This is a genomic window from Evansella halocellulosilytica (assembly GCF_002335745.1).
In the GTDB taxonomy this organism is placed as follows: domain Bacteria; phylum Bacillota; class Bacilli; order Bacillales; family Salisediminibacteriaceae; genus Bacillus_CA; species Bacillus_CA halocellulosilytica.
The window spans coordinates 5251175-5266629 of record NZ_NIST01000001.1 but is presented as its reverse complement, the minus strand read 5'-3'; the positions used below and the strand labels follow the sequence as shown (position 1 = coordinate 5266629).

The 15455-nt window shown below is 38.5% G+C and carries 13 protein-coding genes; 7 read left to right on the top strand and 6 right to left on the bottom strand.

Going from position 1 to position 15455, the window contains the following annotated elements:
- Positions 1-248 precede the first annotated feature (248 nt).
- The 5 genes from fliD (at position 249) to CD001_RS24845 (ending at position 4811) form a co-directional block, all read left to right on the top strand.
- Positions 249-2267, top strand: a complete 2019-nt coding sequence (gene fliD, locus CD001_RS24865; RefSeq protein WP_257009935.1) for a flagellar filament capping protein FliD — start codon at positions 249-251, stop codon at positions 2265-2267.
- Positions 2268-2478: 211 nt separating this feature from the next.
- Positions 2479-2838 carry a flagellar protein gene (locus CD001_RS24860; RefSeq protein ID WP_096190251.1) on the top strand — a complete coding sequence of 120 codons (360 nt, stop codon included), beginning with the start codon at positions 2479-2481 and terminating at the stop codon, positions 2836-2838.
- A gap of 118 nt (positions 2839-2956) precedes the next feature.
- On the top strand, positions 2957-3346 hold the full coding sequence (locus CD001_RS24855) for a flagellar protein FlaG (RefSeq protein ID WP_096190250.1): 390 nt from the start codon (positions 2957-2959) through the stop codon (positions 3344-3346).
- Between the two features lie 291 nt (positions 3347-3637).
- A complete protein-coding gene (fliS, locus tag CD001_RS24850) occupies positions 3638-4069 on the top strand; it encodes a flagellar export chaperone FliS (protein ID WP_096190249.1) in 432 nt (143 codons plus the stop codon).
- Between the two features lie 346 nt (positions 4070-4415).
- Positions 4416-4811: a hypothetical protein gene (locus CD001_RS24845; RefSeq protein WP_096190248.1), complete on the top strand. Its 396-nt coding sequence runs from the start codon at positions 4416-4418 to the stop codon at positions 4809-4811.
- A 76-nt stretch (positions 4812-4887) separates the two neighbouring features.
- Here CD001_RS24845 and CD001_RS24840 read toward each other — a convergent pair whose 3' ends face one another.
- Entirely contained in the window at positions 4888-6411 is a 1524-nt protein-coding gene (locus tag CD001_RS24840) for a sodium/proline symporter (protein WP_096190247.1), read from the bottom strand.
- Positions 6412-7091: 680 nt separating this feature from the next.
- Between CD001_RS24840 and CD001_RS26150 the strand changes: the two genes are divergently transcribed.
- Entirely contained in the window at positions 7092-7244 is a 153-nt protein-coding gene (locus CD001_RS26150) for a lmo0937 family membrane protein (RefSeq protein WP_142303643.1), read from the top strand.
- Positions 7245-7482: 238 nt separating this feature from the next.
- Here the strand turns inward: CD001_RS26150 and CD001_RS24835 are convergent, their stop codons facing one another.
- Complete coding sequence (locus CD001_RS24835; RefSeq protein ID WP_096190246.1) at positions 7483-9255, bottom strand: alpha-glycosidase; 1773 nt, start codon at positions 9253-9255, stop codon at positions 7483-7485.
- Positions 9256-9569: 314 nt separating this feature from the next.
- Here CD001_RS24835 and manA point away from each other — a divergent pair, with 314 nt between their 5' ends.
- Positions 9570-10520 carry a mannose-6-phosphate isomerase, class I gene (manA, locus tag CD001_RS24830; protein WP_096190245.1) on the top strand — a complete coding sequence of 317 codons (951 nt, stop codon included), beginning with the start codon at positions 9570-9572 and terminating at the stop codon, positions 10518-10520.
- A 469-nt stretch (positions 10521-10989) separates the two neighbouring features.
- Here the strand turns inward: manA and CD001_RS24825 are convergent, their stop codons facing one another.
- From CD001_RS24825 to asnB, 4 genes are all read right to left on the bottom strand, one after another.
- A complete protein-coding gene (locus CD001_RS24825) occupies positions 10990-11241 on the bottom strand; it encodes a hypothetical protein (protein WP_142303642.1) in 252 nt (83 codons plus the stop codon).
- A 27-nt stretch (positions 11242-11268) separates the two neighbouring features.
- A complete protein-coding gene (gene ssb / locus CD001_RS24820; protein WP_096190243.1) occupies positions 11269-11676 on the bottom strand; it encodes a single-stranded DNA-binding protein in 408 nt (135 codons plus the stop codon).
- 57 nt (positions 11677-11733) lie between these two features.
- Positions 11734-12441: a transposase gene (locus tag CD001_RS24815; protein WP_179298892.1), complete on the bottom strand. Its 708-nt coding sequence runs from the start codon at positions 12439-12441 to the stop codon at positions 11734-11736.
- A gap of 694 nt (positions 12442-13135) precedes the next feature.
- Complete coding sequence (gene asnB, locus CD001_RS24810) at positions 13136-15055, bottom strand: asparagine synthase (glutamine-hydrolyzing) (protein ID WP_096190241.1); 1920 nt, start codon at positions 15053-15055, stop codon at positions 13136-13138.
- Between the last annotated feature and the right edge of the window lie 400 nt (positions 15056-15455).

Sequence of the window (15455 nt, the reverse complement as noted above, 5' to 3'; positions counted from 1 at the left end):
AAGGAACCAAATTAATAAGATCTCTTAAGGCACTCTCGTGGTAAAGTGCCCTTATAAGGCGAAATGACACTTGCCCGTTTTACGTGAGGACAGTTATTATTGTGAAAAATAGTCGTAAAGTCCAAACTTCCTTCATATTCCTCCAAATTTCCTTAAAAAACGCTCCTGCCTGTCCGATATAAATAATAGATAAATAGTGTTTTAAAAACTGGATAGACAACAGAATAAAGGATAAGGAGTGGTGAAAGGTGAGACTTTCAGGCTTTGCCACGGGAATGGATATTAATCAGATGGTACAGGATTTGATGCGGGCGGAACGGATGCCGATGGATCGTATGAAGCAAGATCAGCAATTGCTCGAATGGCGAATGGAGGAATATCGGGCAATTAATATGATGCTAGATCAATTTCGTACAAATATATTTGATACAGTACTTAGGCGCTCAAATATGATGACCCAACAAGCTTCCAGTTCAAATGAACAGCTCGTTACTGCGACCGCTACTTCAAATGCAAGTGGCGGAACGTTCAGAATTAGTGAGGTTAAGAGCTTAGCAACCGCAGCATCAAACGCAAGTACAAATGCAATTAGTTCTGGAGAAAAAATAGAGACGTCGAAGGCATTGCATACACAAAGCTTTGCAAACGACTATTGGGAACAAGGAATTGTGAATAAAGAAGAGATCACAATTGGTTCAGTAACCGATTCAATTTCTTTGGAAACGAATATTAATGATCCTGCCTCAGCCATTGTTACAGTCAATGGTGTGGCCTTGGAAGTCGTTACCGATGAAGGGGAACTAGGCGAAAACAATGTGTTAGTAAATGAAGATGGTACGTTGCAATTCGGTAAGAATTTAAGGACAAATGAAAAAGTAGGAGTAACCTATTTTTCCGAAAATCAGACAGAAACGTTTACACTTGATGAAGAAAATGGAAGTGTGCGACTTGATAAAAGAGGAATTCATATAGATTCGTTAGAAATAACCGTCAGTGGTAATGCTTTTGAAGTCGTAACAGACTCTTCCGCTGAATTAAGTGCTGGTCAAGTTTTTGTAAATGCAGAAACAGGTGCACTGAGGTTTGCAGAAGGAACAGAAGGTGAAGTAGCGGTTACATACCAGCAAAATTATACAACTTCGAGCATTACGACTTATAATGAAGCAGGTGAAGCTGTAACCGATCATTTCGTTTTTACAGCTGATCAATCGATGAATGATGTCATTAAGCAAATGAATGACTCTAATACAGGAATCAATGTTTTTTATGATGAGTTTTCAGATAAAATATCGGTCATTCGGACAGATACTGGAAGGTTTAACCCGAATGTCATTGAAGGGATACAGCCTCCGGAGTATGGAGCGGAAATTACTTTTGCTGGAGCGCTTTTTACCGATGGTTTTCATTTAAATAGTGATAATGAACGTGCCGGAGAAAACGCGAAATTTACCGTAAATGGATTAGAAACCGAACGCCGTTCGAATACGTTTACGATGAATGGTGTGACGATGACATTACAAGGAACGTTTGCAGAAGGGGAAGATACTATCACGATTAGTGCCAAAACGGATGTTGACGCAATTATGGAAACGATTCTCGGTTTCGTTGAAGAGTATAATGAATTAGTTGACTTTGTAAATGGCAAGCTTGGTGAAGATCTTTATCGGGATTATCGCCCATTAACAGCTGATGAACGGAATGCCATGAGTGATCGAGAGATTGAGCTGTGGGAAGAAAAAGCTATGAGTGGAATGCTTCGAAATGATCGCACGTTAAGAAGCGGGTTTGACAGGTTTAGAATGGATATGTATGCGACTGTTGATTTAGGTTTTGATTCAGAATATAATCATTTATCTTCAATAGGGATTACGACGACTAGTAATTACCGGGACGGTGGAAAACTAGAGGTTGATGAAGACAAGCTGAGAGCAGCAATAGAAAATGACTCAGAGGCGGTTTATCAGATTTTTGCTGGTGACGGTGAGTACGGGGAACAAGGTGTTGCTCGGCGTGTTCGTGAAAGTGCGAATGGCTTGATTGATCAAATCTCGCAAACAGCTGGTGGAATGCGCGGTCGAAACTTAAACCACCAGTTTACAATCGGTCGTGAAATGGACCGTATAGAGGATCGGATTAGTAATTTTGAACGTCGTATGCAGCAAGTCGAACAGCGCTATTGGGCGCAGTTTACTGCTATGGAAAAAGCAGTCGCACAAGCGAATGCACAAGCGGAATCATTGTTTGCTCAATTGTACAGCGGGTTTTAATTCGTATAATACAAAGATAAAATGGGCTGGAATTCAACTTATCCCAACTTGTTTCTCCTATAGTGGTTTGTATGTCATATAAAAATCATCATGACTCGAAAGAGCGCACGGCGGTTGCGTTAACGAATTTTATTAGAGTATAAAATGAAGGTTGTCCTCAAAGGTCCTTTTAGGACAACCCTTTTACACATATGTTGAATGGAGGCTAAACATGGCAAACGGTTTAAAGGACATCTATAAGGTGACGAAGGCATTATATGATCATTTACAAAAGCCGTTTCCGAAAGATGAAGGACGTGAAGAATACATTGAAGTGATCAACTCATATTTAACAGAACGTGCGCAATTGATGGAACATGTTCAACGTCCAAATCAAAACAGTCCAGAAGAACAGATTGTTCAAGAATTGATCAAAATGAATCATACAATTAATGAGCAGCTTGCTGCTGCAAAAGGGACGATTCAGATGGACTTAAATGATTTGAAAAAAAGAAAGAAAACAGGAAAGAAGTATGAAACCCCTTATGCAGGACCGACTGTTGATGGAATCTTTTTTGATTCGAAAAAATAATGACTCAACGGTGTTGACTATAGTTTCATGACAATTGGATTAATTTATTTCGAATGCTTAAAAAAGAATTCTTTCAGACGATATAAAGAATGAACGATAATGAGTGGGAGTGATACACATGGAAGTGAAGTCATTGGGCTCAATTTCGGTAGGTGATTTGTTCAATCAAGTAAAATCTGAACGAAGCCCTAGCCAAGATCGAAGAAATGTCGAGGCACAAGGAAGTGTGGAGACTTCTTCAAGGTTAGCTGAGCATGAGTCACGCGTAAGCGGGAGAGAATGGACACTGGATGAGTTGGATCATGCAGTGGAATCAATGAATGATTTAACTATGTTTCGCCGTACGTCTTTGCATTTTGAGAAGCATGAAGTGCTTGATCGGACGATGGTAAAAGTCATTGATCAGCAAACAGAAGAGGTAGTCAAAGAAATTCCTCCTGAAGAGTTCCTCGATATGATCTCTTCAATGCTTGAATTTGCAGGAATAATTATCGATGAAAAAATTTAGTAGAAAAACAAAAGAATGCGGTGAATGGTCGTGTTCTTTTGTTTTTTTATTAATATGGAGTTGCTTTATTTTTACAAATTAGTAGGTACGTGTATGTATTAAAAAAATTAATAGGGACATTTTTTTCTTGTAGACCATTAAACAATGATATTCCTAGGACGATATTAGTAATAGAGGACTATGATAATCAAACTAGTAGTATTTTGTCGAAGCTGGCTGCTGTTCATGGTATGATATGCTATGTGGATAGCCTCCATCATAGCTTTATTGAATAGAAAGGGTGTAGTGGATATGGCTGTCAATAACCCGTATGCAAATTATCAACAAAAATCAATTGAAACAAAATCCCCGGGAGAACTAACGTTAATGCTTTACGATGGTTGTTTGAAGTTTATAAAACGTGCGGAGAAGGCAATTGATGAAAAGAACATTGAGGACAAAAATACGAATTTAATTAAAGCACAAAATATTATTCGAGAGCTGATGGTAACATTAAAAACAGATGTTCAAGTTGCTCAGAATATGATGCAAATGTATGACTTTATACTTAATCGATTAGTCGAAGCTAATACGAATAATGACAAAAAGGCTTTAAAGGAAGCGGAGCAGTTTGTGGTTGATTTTCGCGATACATGGAAAGAAGTAATTAAAATAGATCGTCAGCAGCGTCATGGTGGAGGCATTGGTGGTCAACAAACAGCGAATGCTAGAGCAAGTCGTTAGCGTATCTTAAATTTAAAAATGAATATCGTATATGAAAAAGTAAAGTTCCGGTAATCAGGTTCTTTACCTTTTTTATTTCTACCTATGGATGATCGTATAACGTTAAGTGGGCATTTGCGATAGTATAAGATTTCTAGGAAAGCATAATTCATTTCAGAAAACCTCTTTAACGATAGGCTAAGTTTTGTTTTTGTGAAGACAGGTATTAAGGAGAAACGGAAAGAAGTTACGGGGAAATCGAGAGTTATGAAGACTTTGATAAAAAAGACGAGAGTTAGCAACGTCATCCTTCTGTTGTTAAAATGGAGAGAAGAAAGACTTCTCATTTTGAAAGGGTGTTTGGTTAATGTCAGAGCGTTTGTCTGAGGCACAACGTCAGTTTTTAGCAAATTATATGGAGCTCCTCCGTGAGGTTGAGTCTGCTGTTCAATATGTGAGTGAATGCTATATACAAGATGACATTGATATTGGAGACCGGCTGATCAAAAGTGTGATGACAGGACTTATTTCGTATAATGAGGAAAATATGACGATGTTATCTGTTTTCGGAGGAGATGACGTGGCGATGCAAGCGTTAAGTAATTTTCAGGAATCAGTAAAAGCATCGATAACAATAGAAGAAACGTGCACAGATGTTAAAGAAAGAATGCAATTTATTCACGAAAAGATCGTTCCTCAAATGCAAAAGTGGAAGCAGTTTGTTGAGCGAAATGTCGTTGAACGCGAGCAAAAGGATCAATAAGCAACATCCCATCGTAAAGGAATACCAAAACCATCCAGGTGCCAGGCACTTGGATGGTTTTTACATTTGGAGTTTGTTAGCTTGCTTTATTCAAGTCGTCAATAAGGTCAGAGGCATTTTCTGGCTTTTTCGTAAAGAGACTGACGACGACAGTGAAAAAGGTCGCGACTATGAATCCTGGGACTGCTTCATAGGTGATACCGAAAAAGTATGAGTTCAAAAATTCGTGAACATCGATAAATTGGTATGTCCATTCAGGCTGTTCAGCAACCATGATAACTGTAAGCAACCCTGTTATCATACCTGTGAGAACTCCTGTCCTAGATAACCCTTTCCAATAAAATGACAGGATGAGGGCAGGCCCGAAACACGCTCCAAGACCGCCAAATGCAAAGAGTACCATCCAAAAGACAAATGCTTCAGCTGTGGATGCTAACCAAATGGATAGACCCATAATAATGACAATTGTAATCCTACTGTACAAGACGAGGCGATGTTGCGGAATTTCTTTTCCTCTTGCAAAAATTTTGTCTACAATATCACGAACAACAGCACTTGATCCGACTAAAAGCTGACTGTCTGCACTGCTCATAATCGCTGCGAGGACAGCGACAAGTAAGATCCCTGCAAAAAATGGGTTCATCACTTCAGCACCTAATGACGTGAAAATTTGCTCATTGTTTTCTCCTGGGAGCCTGTCAACACTTGGGAAATATGCACGACCGATTAAACCGACCATCACGGCTCCCCAACCCATAATGACATTCCAAATTGTTGCGATTAGTGCTGCTTGTCGCATTTCCTTAACGTTTTTTAAACTCATATAACGGACGACAATATGAGGATTACCGGGGCTTCCAAAACCGATTCCGAGTAACCCGATGATGGCACCGAATGCAAAAGCAAAGGGGCTTGTGAATCCGCCACCTTCTGTATGCATCGTGTTTAGGACAGGCTCAAAGCCGCCAAGTTGAATTAAGGCAACGATAGGTAAAAGGACAAGAGAGAAAAACATAAATAAAATTTGCATAACATCCGTTTTACTTACAGCATGAAATCCTCCTAAAATCGTATAGAGGAAAATAATTGCTGCTGTTAGCCACATTCCTTGTGTACTTGAGACTCCTAATGCTCCGGAAAATGCTGTCGCTCCCCCGACTAATTGACTTCCAACATAAGCGACCATGAAAAATAGAATGATTAATGAACTGACGAGACGGACAATTTTCCATGGATCACCTAAACGACTTTCAAATATATCTGGTATCGTAATACTTCCTGTTTTTTCACTAAATGTCCGAAATCTTTTAGCAACGAAGAAAAACATAAAAACTTCAACTGTTATGTATCCAGCTACAGCCCAGACCGCATTGAGTCCCGTGAGATAAGCGGTACCTGTAACACCTAAAACAAGCCATGAACTTCTTCCTGAACTGACTGCTGAGAATGCGACAGTCCATTTATTAAGATTTCTCCCTGCTAAGAAAAAATCTGTTAAGCCGCCGGAACTTTTACGTGAACAAACGATTCCGATCGCAACAAGCAATATTAAATATAAAATAAGTACTGTGACGGTAAGCGGATGCGCGGTTATATCCATATTGAACTCCTCCAGTTATTGTGTTGTGTAATACCTTGTTACGTTAGAGCGACATAAAGGGTATTCCTCATGTTCTCTTTACGATTCATCGCTTTGTTCCTGCTTCCCTGTTATGTAATAACAAATAAAACCGAGTCCAATAATAGAAAGCGGAACAATGACAAGGCTAAAGAAAATTCCAAAAGTCAACATACTCACCCCCTTTTGACTATTTATCATAGTACAAATAATTCAGAAAATAAAGAATACCTCGTTCACAAAATTGTCACAGACCCGGTCCCTGACAATTGTCCCTGACAATTTTTTAAAGGTTAAGAAAGTATAAAACATCAATCTTTCGATTGCTGTCTAGACTTCAGGCACTAGCGCTTACTACACGAGCTTCCACACGGATGTGGTGACTTCGGCGTTCCCGCAGGACGCGGGGGTTTGAGCCGAAGATCTGATCTAGCGATTTGCCTCGACGGACAGGGCGTCCTAATGGAGGGCATGCCACAGGACGTAGCGTATTGCCCGGTTGACGGATATAACCACAGAGCGATGCTAGAAGAGGAAGAGGCAGCGCTTTTCGCCAATAGGCGTGCGCTTACGCTTTTCTTGTATAGGAAGGGTTTAAATAGAAGTGTTAGGGGAATTGTAACGAACAACAAATATTATATTCGCCAAAGGAGGAAAAAAAGATGCTTTGGACCATTATCGTGATTTTACTTGTTTTGTGGATGCTCGGTTTCCTGTTTGAAATTGCTGGAGGGATCATCCACCTTCTGCTTGTTATTGCTTTAATCGTGCTAGTTTTTAATTTCATAACAGGGAAAAACAGAACAAAGAAATAAAGCGGGAATAAAATAGAGGCATTTAGGATGGTTCACTTAATATAATTACTGCTCTGATATATGGAGTTTATTTTCAAATGTAAAAAGCCCGATGTGTAAAAAAAAATCACACATTAGGGCTTTTTAATTCAAAAAATCATGATCGATGATTAGTGATAGGAGCATAATTTTTATAATGCAATAACTATGCCAAAACCTGCAGTTTTAAGAAAAGTTCGGGGACCTGGTACCCGAATTTTTATTGTTCTTTGAGGATGAGGGTGCTCAGCGGCTTTATTCGCACTGTCAGTTTGTTATTGTCGATTGTGTATCGTTTGTTTGTGTTTATGTCCCGAAAAGAGCCTTGTCTTACATTTTTCATCGTGACGACACGTTCATGATCATCACTATTTAAAACGATAAGGAAGCGGTCTCGTTCATCTGAACGCTCATAAGCTACATAATATTTCTCTTTTTCAGCAGATAGAAACTTGAAAGAGCCGTCTTTTAGTGCGCGATGCTCTTTACGAAGCTGAATCAATGTTTTATAAAAATTTAACAGGTCTTTATCTTGATCATCTTCACTCCAAACCATAGGCTTGCGGCAGCCAGGATCATTTCCACCGTCCATCCCAATTTCGTCACCGTAATAAATACAAGGTGCCCCCATATAAGTGAGCTGGAATGTAGCGGCTAATTTCATTCGTGCTTTGTCGCCATCAGCAATCGTTAACAAACGAGGAGTATCATGTGAATCTAATAAATTAAATGCTACTTCATTAACTTGCTTTGGGTAGGCAATTTGCATTTGGTCGAGACGAGACATAAATTGCTCAGCATCAATTTCTTTTTTACAGAAAAAGTCGAGAATGCTGTTCGTTACTGGATAATTCATTACCGAATCAAATTGATCGCCATTAAGCCACGCCATTGAATTATGCCAAATTTCCCCTAGAATGTACGCGTCTGGATTAGCCTCTTTTACAACTTTACGGAAGTCCCGCCAAAATGCATGATCAACTTCATTTGCCACGTCTAAGCGCCATGCGTCAGCACCGATATCCTCGATCCAGTAACGAGCGACTTCCAATAAGTAAGCACGTACTTCATGATTTTCAGTATTGAGCTTGGGCATTGTTGGAACAAACCCGAATGTATCATAGTTAAGCGGATCGGTTACTACAGGGAAATCGCGAATATGGAACCAATCTTTAAACCGGGATTTATCTCCGTTTTGTAATACATCTTGAAATGGAGGGAAGTAATATCCCGAATGATTAAAGACGGCATCTAACATAATTTTGATCCCACGCTTGTGCGCTTCATCGACCAATTTTTTAGCCAAATGATTATCACCAAACTGAGGATCGACTTTTAAGTAGTCGATCGTATCGTATTTATGGTTTGATGCGGCTTCAAAAAACGGAGTGAAATAAATACAGTTTATACCTAAGTTTGCAAGGTAATCGAGGTTATTAATTACCCCTTGTAAGTCTCCACCGAAATAGTTTGTCGCAGTAGGTTCAGCATCTGCCGTCCAAGGCTCGACGTTATCTGGGTTAAGAGAGGAATCACCATTCGCAAAACGTTCAGGGAAAATTTGATAGAACACAGCATTCTTTACCCATTCAGGAGGTGTGTTTACATCGACAGGATTTAGAAATGGGTATTCAAACATGCCAGATGGAGACCAAAGCATTCCGATAGCAGAACTGCTCAAGCTGTCTTTTTTAAAACCAAGTTCGTTATAGTAGACCGTCTCCTCGCCTTTTTCAAATTTAAAAGCATATGCAAAGCGTCGAAACGGGGGCTTTATCGCTGCTTGATAATAATCAAACATCGTATCTTGGGCAAAGACTTCCATTTTTGTCGTTTGAATCGTTTCAGGATGAAAATCATACTTATCTCCCCATACAACAGAGACATAGTCCATATCTCCACGCTTCGTACGAACACGGATGTGGAGTGTTTCCTTGTCGTATGCATAGGCATAATGGGATTTAGGCTGATGATAAATCGCTTCCAATAACATTTGTCAAGTACCTCCTCAAAAGTTTCGGGGACCAGGTCCCGCACAATTTTGTGAACTTTTTACTTTATGAATTTGGTTGATTCTACTAAGTTTAATAGCTACAATGTAATGGAAATCTTCTGTCGTCTGTACAAAGAATTGAAAAGTCTGCTATAAAGTAGATACTTTGCGAAATGACTCTTAGTGCAATCGTTTGCACAAAAGATTATAAAAAATCAAACTTTTTCAGAATCAGTATAACACGGACATGAAAGCGTGTCCATGTAAGCGTTATGAAGACGGTCATATTTACAGAATGTGGAGGTATAGAGAGAATGAAAGATATTCTAAAGTTAAAGCCTGTTTTGCAAGAAAAAATATGGGGAGGAACTCGACTTCAAGAAGCCTTTAATTATGAGGTTCCTTCAGATAATACGGGTGAATGCTGGGGAATTTCCGGTCATGAAAACGGAACGAATGTAATTGAGAATGGTCCTTTTAGCGGCATGACGTTAAGACAATTGTGGAATGAGCATAGGGAATTGTTTGACAATGATGAGGGAGAAGAGTTTCCGCTATTAGTTAAGATTATTGATGCTCAAGATGATTTATCTGTACAAGTGCATCCAGATGACGAATATGCTAAAAAACATGAAGGTTATGCATTTGGAAAGACGGAATGCTGGTACATATTAGATGCAGAGCCAGGAGCTCAACTCGTTCTTGGGCATGATGCAAATACTCGCGAACAACTTTGTGAACTGGTTGAAGCAGAAGAATGGGACCGTCTATTTAGACAGGTCCCAGTAGAAAAAGGAAACTTTGTGTATGTTCCAAGTGGAACGGTGCATGCGATTGGAAAAGGAATTCTTATTTTAGAAATACAGCAAAGCTCTGATATTACTTACCGGTTTTACGATTATGATCGTAGAGATGCTTCAGGGAATACACGTAACTTGCACATTGAAGATTCGATTGCTTGTTCAATGGTTCCTCATAAAGATCCGGTGCTTGAACGTGAATCCTGGGAAGTAGATAGTGTAAAAGTCGAGCGTTTGATTAAAGAAAATTATTTTACAGTCGACAAATGGGAGTTAAGTGGTAAAGGAACGTTTAATAATGGTACATACTTATTAATGAGTGTGATTGATGGAAGGGGGAAAATAAAGACTGAGGGAGGGACACACCAATTGAACAAAGGTGATCACTTTATTATCCCTTCAACGGTTGATCGTTACACAATCTCTGGAAACATGACAGTTGTTGTCTCTCAATCAACGAAATAATCGCTTTTAAGAAAAAGGAAGAGGGTATTCGACTCTTTCTTTTTTTAACAGATTAAGAAGTAGAATTCTAACGTTCGATAGGTGTCTAGTTCCAAAGAGCCCTCCATCACGAGCTTCCACACGGACGTGGTGACTTCGGCGTTCCCGCAGGATGCAGGGGGTTTAGCCGAAGTTCTCATCTAACGAGTTGTCTCGACGGACAGGACGTCCTAACTTCGAGCATGCCACAGGACGTGGCGTATTGCCCGGTTGAAGGATACACTCCAAAGCAATTTTAGTAGAGGAAGAGACAAAGACAAGCTTTCGACACTCCTTTATCTCACTCGGCTCAGTCCGACGAACACGGACGTTCTAGTGTCGAGCATGCCACAGGACGTGGCGTTTTGTCCGATCAGTTTTCTTCGTCGATAACCAAAGGCGCTTGCGCTTTTCTTATATCGCGAGAAGCTTTTAGCAATTTACAATTTCATCACAATTCAGCTGTCTCAGCTGGTTCAATAATAGACCTGAGCAGAATTTCATCTGAATTGATATTTTCGATATGTTTTTCTTCAACACTTCTTCTCAATTCATGCAACGTATCATATGTTGCTTGAATTTGTTCTTCTTGCTCATCTAATTGTAACGTTATGTCAGCAATGTCTTTTTTCCTTACCATTTCTCCTTCAATTTTTGTCAGTTTGTGGATTACAATTTTTAGTAATTCTAATTCAGTCATCATATTCATCTCCTATTACTTGATGGAAGTTTAGTGATTTCGCGGGTCGGCAGGCGGGGCAAGATTTTCACTTGGCAAGTTTTCAACAGGTACCTCTTTCGCTTGTTCGTCAACACGCTGTTTTAGGTGAAGAAAGGTAATATTTTCTGCAACGATATCTGAATAAGAAAGTCGTTTATTATCACCAAGATCATAATTTCTCATTTGCACACGGCCTGTTACGCAAACGAGAGACCCTTTCGTACAATAATCAACAGTCGTTTCTGCTAGCTTTTTCCACGCTGTACACGAGATAAAGTCTGTGTCATAGTTTCCATCTGAATTTTTAAATGATCTGCGGACAGCAAGGTTAAAGCGAGAGAAGGTTGTTCCTTCCTTTGTCGTTGTCGTCGTTGGATCTTTCGTAAGTCTACCTATTAAAGTAACTTGGTTATACATTTCATATCAGCTCCTTTTTATTTGTAAGTTTTCCATTCATCCAAATTTTGACGTCCATTAATGTTTAGCTTGTTCTTGCTGTAAACATTGCATTTTCCATTCCCTTTCAACATAACGTTCATAATGAACAGAAAACGGCAGTGGAAATAAAGATTCTAGCTTTTCTTTTGTAAATGGTTCGGGTGGGGAACGGGAGGAAATATTAGTAGTAAAAAGGTTTGACCATTCTCTTTTTTCAGGGAAAAGGTTTAATAGATGCTCTGGAGACAACGATGGGGAAAAAGGTGATAATTCTTCATATACCCCTCCTTTGTTATAGTTGTGCGGGTTTAAATAATGAGAATAGCTACTGTAAGGATATGTGCTAGGATCTTCGAATTGTTTTATAACACGAGGGTTGTTATGAATGTATGCACTAACGACCATAAAACTGTATTCGCTTGGAATTGGAATTCCGGTATACCGATTTTCAAATACATGACCTGTCACATCGTACTTTTTATTGAACCATTGAGCGTAAGGAGTATTAACCGCATGCATAATCTGGTGAATAGGTGAATTCTTTGTACCGATTAACATGTGGTAATGATTAGTCATGAAGCAGTACGCATGAAGGTTAAACGGGGTTCTGATAGATGCGTCATTAATAAATGTTTGGAAAGCATGAACATCATCTGGATGTAAAAAAATTGGCGCTTTCCTATTACCGCGACTGATAATATGATAAATCGCGCCGGGGAACCATTGCCGGTTTCTTCTAGGCATAAATATTTTCACTCCTTTAAAATTGTGTTGAATGGAAACATTTTTGAGGAAAACTAAAAGATGTGTGTGGTGGAAGAGGGTGTTAAAAAGTATGTAGTCATTCTTCTTCCACCACCACCTATATTCACTTATTGCGGGGTTCTTTCTGTAATAACCTAGAAGATAGGTGCAATAAGTGACACACATAATTTTAAACAGGAAGCTTAAAATTAAGTGATAGATGAATAATGAATAAAAAGGTAATGAGCTATTACTAGAGATAACACTGTGTAAGTTCAATCGTTTTGTGTAGAAAGTGTTTGTAGGTTAGAGAAGCATTGAAGTAGATTACTTATTAGCTAGTATATAGAAGTTCATTGGATCCTATTTATCGAACAGGAAGGACAAAAGTTTTGCAATCCCCGGAGGTGAGTAAGCCTTAAAAAGAGAAAGGATCGTACTTGACTCTAATATCTTTATTAGATTATTGATCAATGTCATAACTTAGAAAAATATAGGAAAATATGTCATATATAGTAGCGCTAACAATATAATAATTAAACTTTAGGTAAATAGCAAGTGTTATTTTCTAAATTTTACAAAAAATAATTAAAAATATAGTATTAAAGTAATGAAAAAAATTGTGCGGGACCAGGTCCCGCACAATTTTGTGAATAATATTGATTTCCGGATGTTTGTACTATATATTAAAAGGTTATATTATTTTATTCTCTTGTTGTTGTTCCTCTGTTTTTTCGCTCTCAATATATTGGTAATGCCAAATCATGTATGTAAGAATGGTCCATATTTTTCTACTTGCTTCAATTTTTCCTGCTCGATGTAATTCTAATAGTTTTAGGCATTCTTTTTTATTGAAGATATGGTCGGTCTCACTATATGTCATCCAATCTCTAGCCCATTCATACATTTCATTTTTTAACCAATGTTTGATCGGGACAGGAAACCCTAGTTTCTTCCGATGTAACACGTGTGGGGGTACCACATCACGTAACGCCTCACGAAGCCAGACTTTTGTTTGTTTTCCTTGAACTTTTCCTATGACAGGTATGTTTGCAGCTGCTTCAAAAACGTTACGATCAAGGAAAGGTACGCGTAATTCAAGAGAATGTGCCATCGTCATTTTGTCTGCCTTTACAAGAATATCGCCTCTTAACCACATGTGCATGTCGATATGCTGCATCGTTGTAACATCGTCATAATTGAATGATTTTGCTTGTGTATATAAAGAAGAAAGAACATTTCCGGAATTCCAGCTAGGTGAACCTGGAACTAAAATAGAAGATTTCTCTGAATCTGAAAAAATCTTTGCGTTTCCAACATATCTTTCATGCAATGGAGTACAGCCACGGATTAAAAAGCTACGTCCTTTCATACCGTGAGGAAGCCGCACTGCGAAGCTTTTTAATTGATTTTTCAACATGCTAGGAAACAACTTAAACATTCTGAGCGAGTTTGGTTCACGATAAATGTTGTACCCACCGAACAACTCGTCAGCACCTTCACCGGAAAGGACAACTTTTACATGTTCACTTGCTTTTTTCGCAACGAAATATAATGGTATTGAAGCAGGATCAGCAACAGGTTCGTCCATGTGCCAAATAATTTTTGGTAATTCATTCATGACCTCTTCAGCACTAATATTTACACGATGGTGTTTAACCCCGATAGCTTCTGCAGTTTCAGCAGCAACATCAGCTTCACTGTAACCTTCACGTTCAAATTCAGCAGTAAAGGTGTTTAAATCTGGATGGAACTGTTTTGCGATGGAAACGACAGCTGAAGAATCGATTCCACCTGATAAAAAGGCACCTACAGGAACATCACTACGCATATGAACATTCACAGAGTCTGTCAATGCTTCTCTTATTTTAGTTAATTTATTTTCATTCTGATTTTTTTTTATTAATGATCTGATATTCCACTTTCTTTTTTCAGGTGTGAATGTTGGCTCCCAATATTGGCTAAATAAGAGGTCCTGCTCAGGTTTCCAAATAAATGAATGACCAGGTTGTATTTTTTTGATCGATGATGTCGCTGTGAGTGGCTCTGGGACGTATTGCATCGTTAAATAATGAAAAGCAGCTTCACCGTGAATACATTTTCTAGAATCGTTAAGAAATAGTGATTTTTTTTCAGATGCAAACATAATCGTTCCGTCAATTAGCTCCTGATAAAATAATGGTTTGATTCCAAATGGATCGCGAGCACCAAATAGTATCTTTTTTTCGTTGTCCCATAGGATAAAGGAGAACATTCCTCTTAAATCGTTTACACATTCTGTTCCTTTCGTATCATAGAGACCAAGAATGACTTCTGTATCAGAATGAGTTTGAAAATGAACACCTTTGTCACTTAGTACATTTCTAAGTTCAGGTGCATTATAAATTTCCCCATTAAAAACGATCGTATAGCGGTTATTTGAGAAGTGCATTGGCTGATGACCGCCGCTAATATCAACAATACTTAACCGTTGGAACCCGAACCTTACATAATCATTTTCATAAAATCCTTGATCATCAGGTCCTCGATGTTGTTGAGCTGATGCCATTTTTTCTATTGGTAATCTATAAAGTGTGTCTTGTTTATTAGAGACGATTCCAATAAATCCGCACATGTTTACTTGCTCCTTTCATCCATAAAAGATTTTCAATAAATCTGTAATAGTATTGCACAATTGCCTATTTGGGCATACTTCTGCTTTGTATATGTCTTGCGAAAATATAACGAAGCATTTTTTAGATTAGATTCATTTTTTAAAAGATTGTAGATAATTGCTATCGTCATAAACGAATTGTATGATTTGTCGAAATAATCAGATAAAAATGTTTGACGATGTGATTTTTGTTTTGCTATAGTGGAATTGTAGTAGATGAGTTTGTTTAAAACTGAGGATCGTCATTTCCTTATCACGCTTTATTTAGAAGTATTGTTATGGTTATGTCCATAAAGGTGTGAGGAAATGTTTACGACAGATTTTGGACAAGCGGATACTACGATTTCTAAAATGAAAGGAA

Bases quoted from the DNA above. Each gene is read 5' to 3' on its own strand.
- CD001_RS24855 (WP_096190250.1), top strand. From the start codon at position 2,957: ATGGAAGTGAAGTCATTGGGCTCAATTTCGGTAGGTGATTTGTTCAAT.
- CD001_RS24860 (WP_096190251.1), top strand. From the start codon at position 2,479: ATGGCAAACGGTTTAAAGGACATCTATAAGGTGACGAAGGCATTATAT.
- ssb (WP_096190243.1), bottom strand. From the start codon at position 11,676: ATGTATAACCAAGTTACTTTAATAGGTAGACTTACGAAAGATCCAACG.
- CD001_RS24815 (WP_179298892.1), bottom strand. From the start codon at position 12,441: ATGCCTAGAAGAAACCGGCAATGGTTCCCCGGCGCGATTTATCATATT.
- fliS (WP_096190249.1), top strand. From the start codon at position 3,638: ATGGCTGTCAATAACCCGTATGCAAATTATCAACAAAAATCAATTGAA.
- CD001_RS24840 (WP_096190247.1), bottom strand. From the start codon at position 6,411: ATGGATATAACCGCGCATCCGCTTACCGTCACAGTACTTATTTTATAT.
- CD001_RS26150 (WP_142303643.1), top strand. From the start codon at position 7,092: ATGCTTTGGACCATTATCGTGATTTTACTTGTTTTGTGGATGCTCGGT.
- asnB (WP_096190241.1), bottom strand. From the start codon at position 15,055: ATGTGCGGATTTATTGGAATCGTCTCTAATAAACAAGACACACTTTAT.
- CD001_RS24825 (WP_142303642.1), bottom strand. From the start codon at position 11,241: ATGATGACTGAATTAGAATTACTAAAAATTGTAATCCACAAACTGACA.
- CD001_RS24835 (WP_096190246.1), bottom strand. From the start codon at position 9,255: ATGTTATTGGAAGCGATTTATCATCAGCCTAAATCCCATTATGCCTAT.
- CD001_RS24845 (WP_096190248.1), top strand. From the start codon at position 4,416: ATGTCAGAGCGTTTGTCTGAGGCACAACGTCAGTTTTTAGCAAATTAT.
- manA (WP_096190245.1), top strand. From the start codon at position 9,570: ATGAAAGATATTCTAAAGTTAAAGCCTGTTTTGCAAGAAAAAATATGG.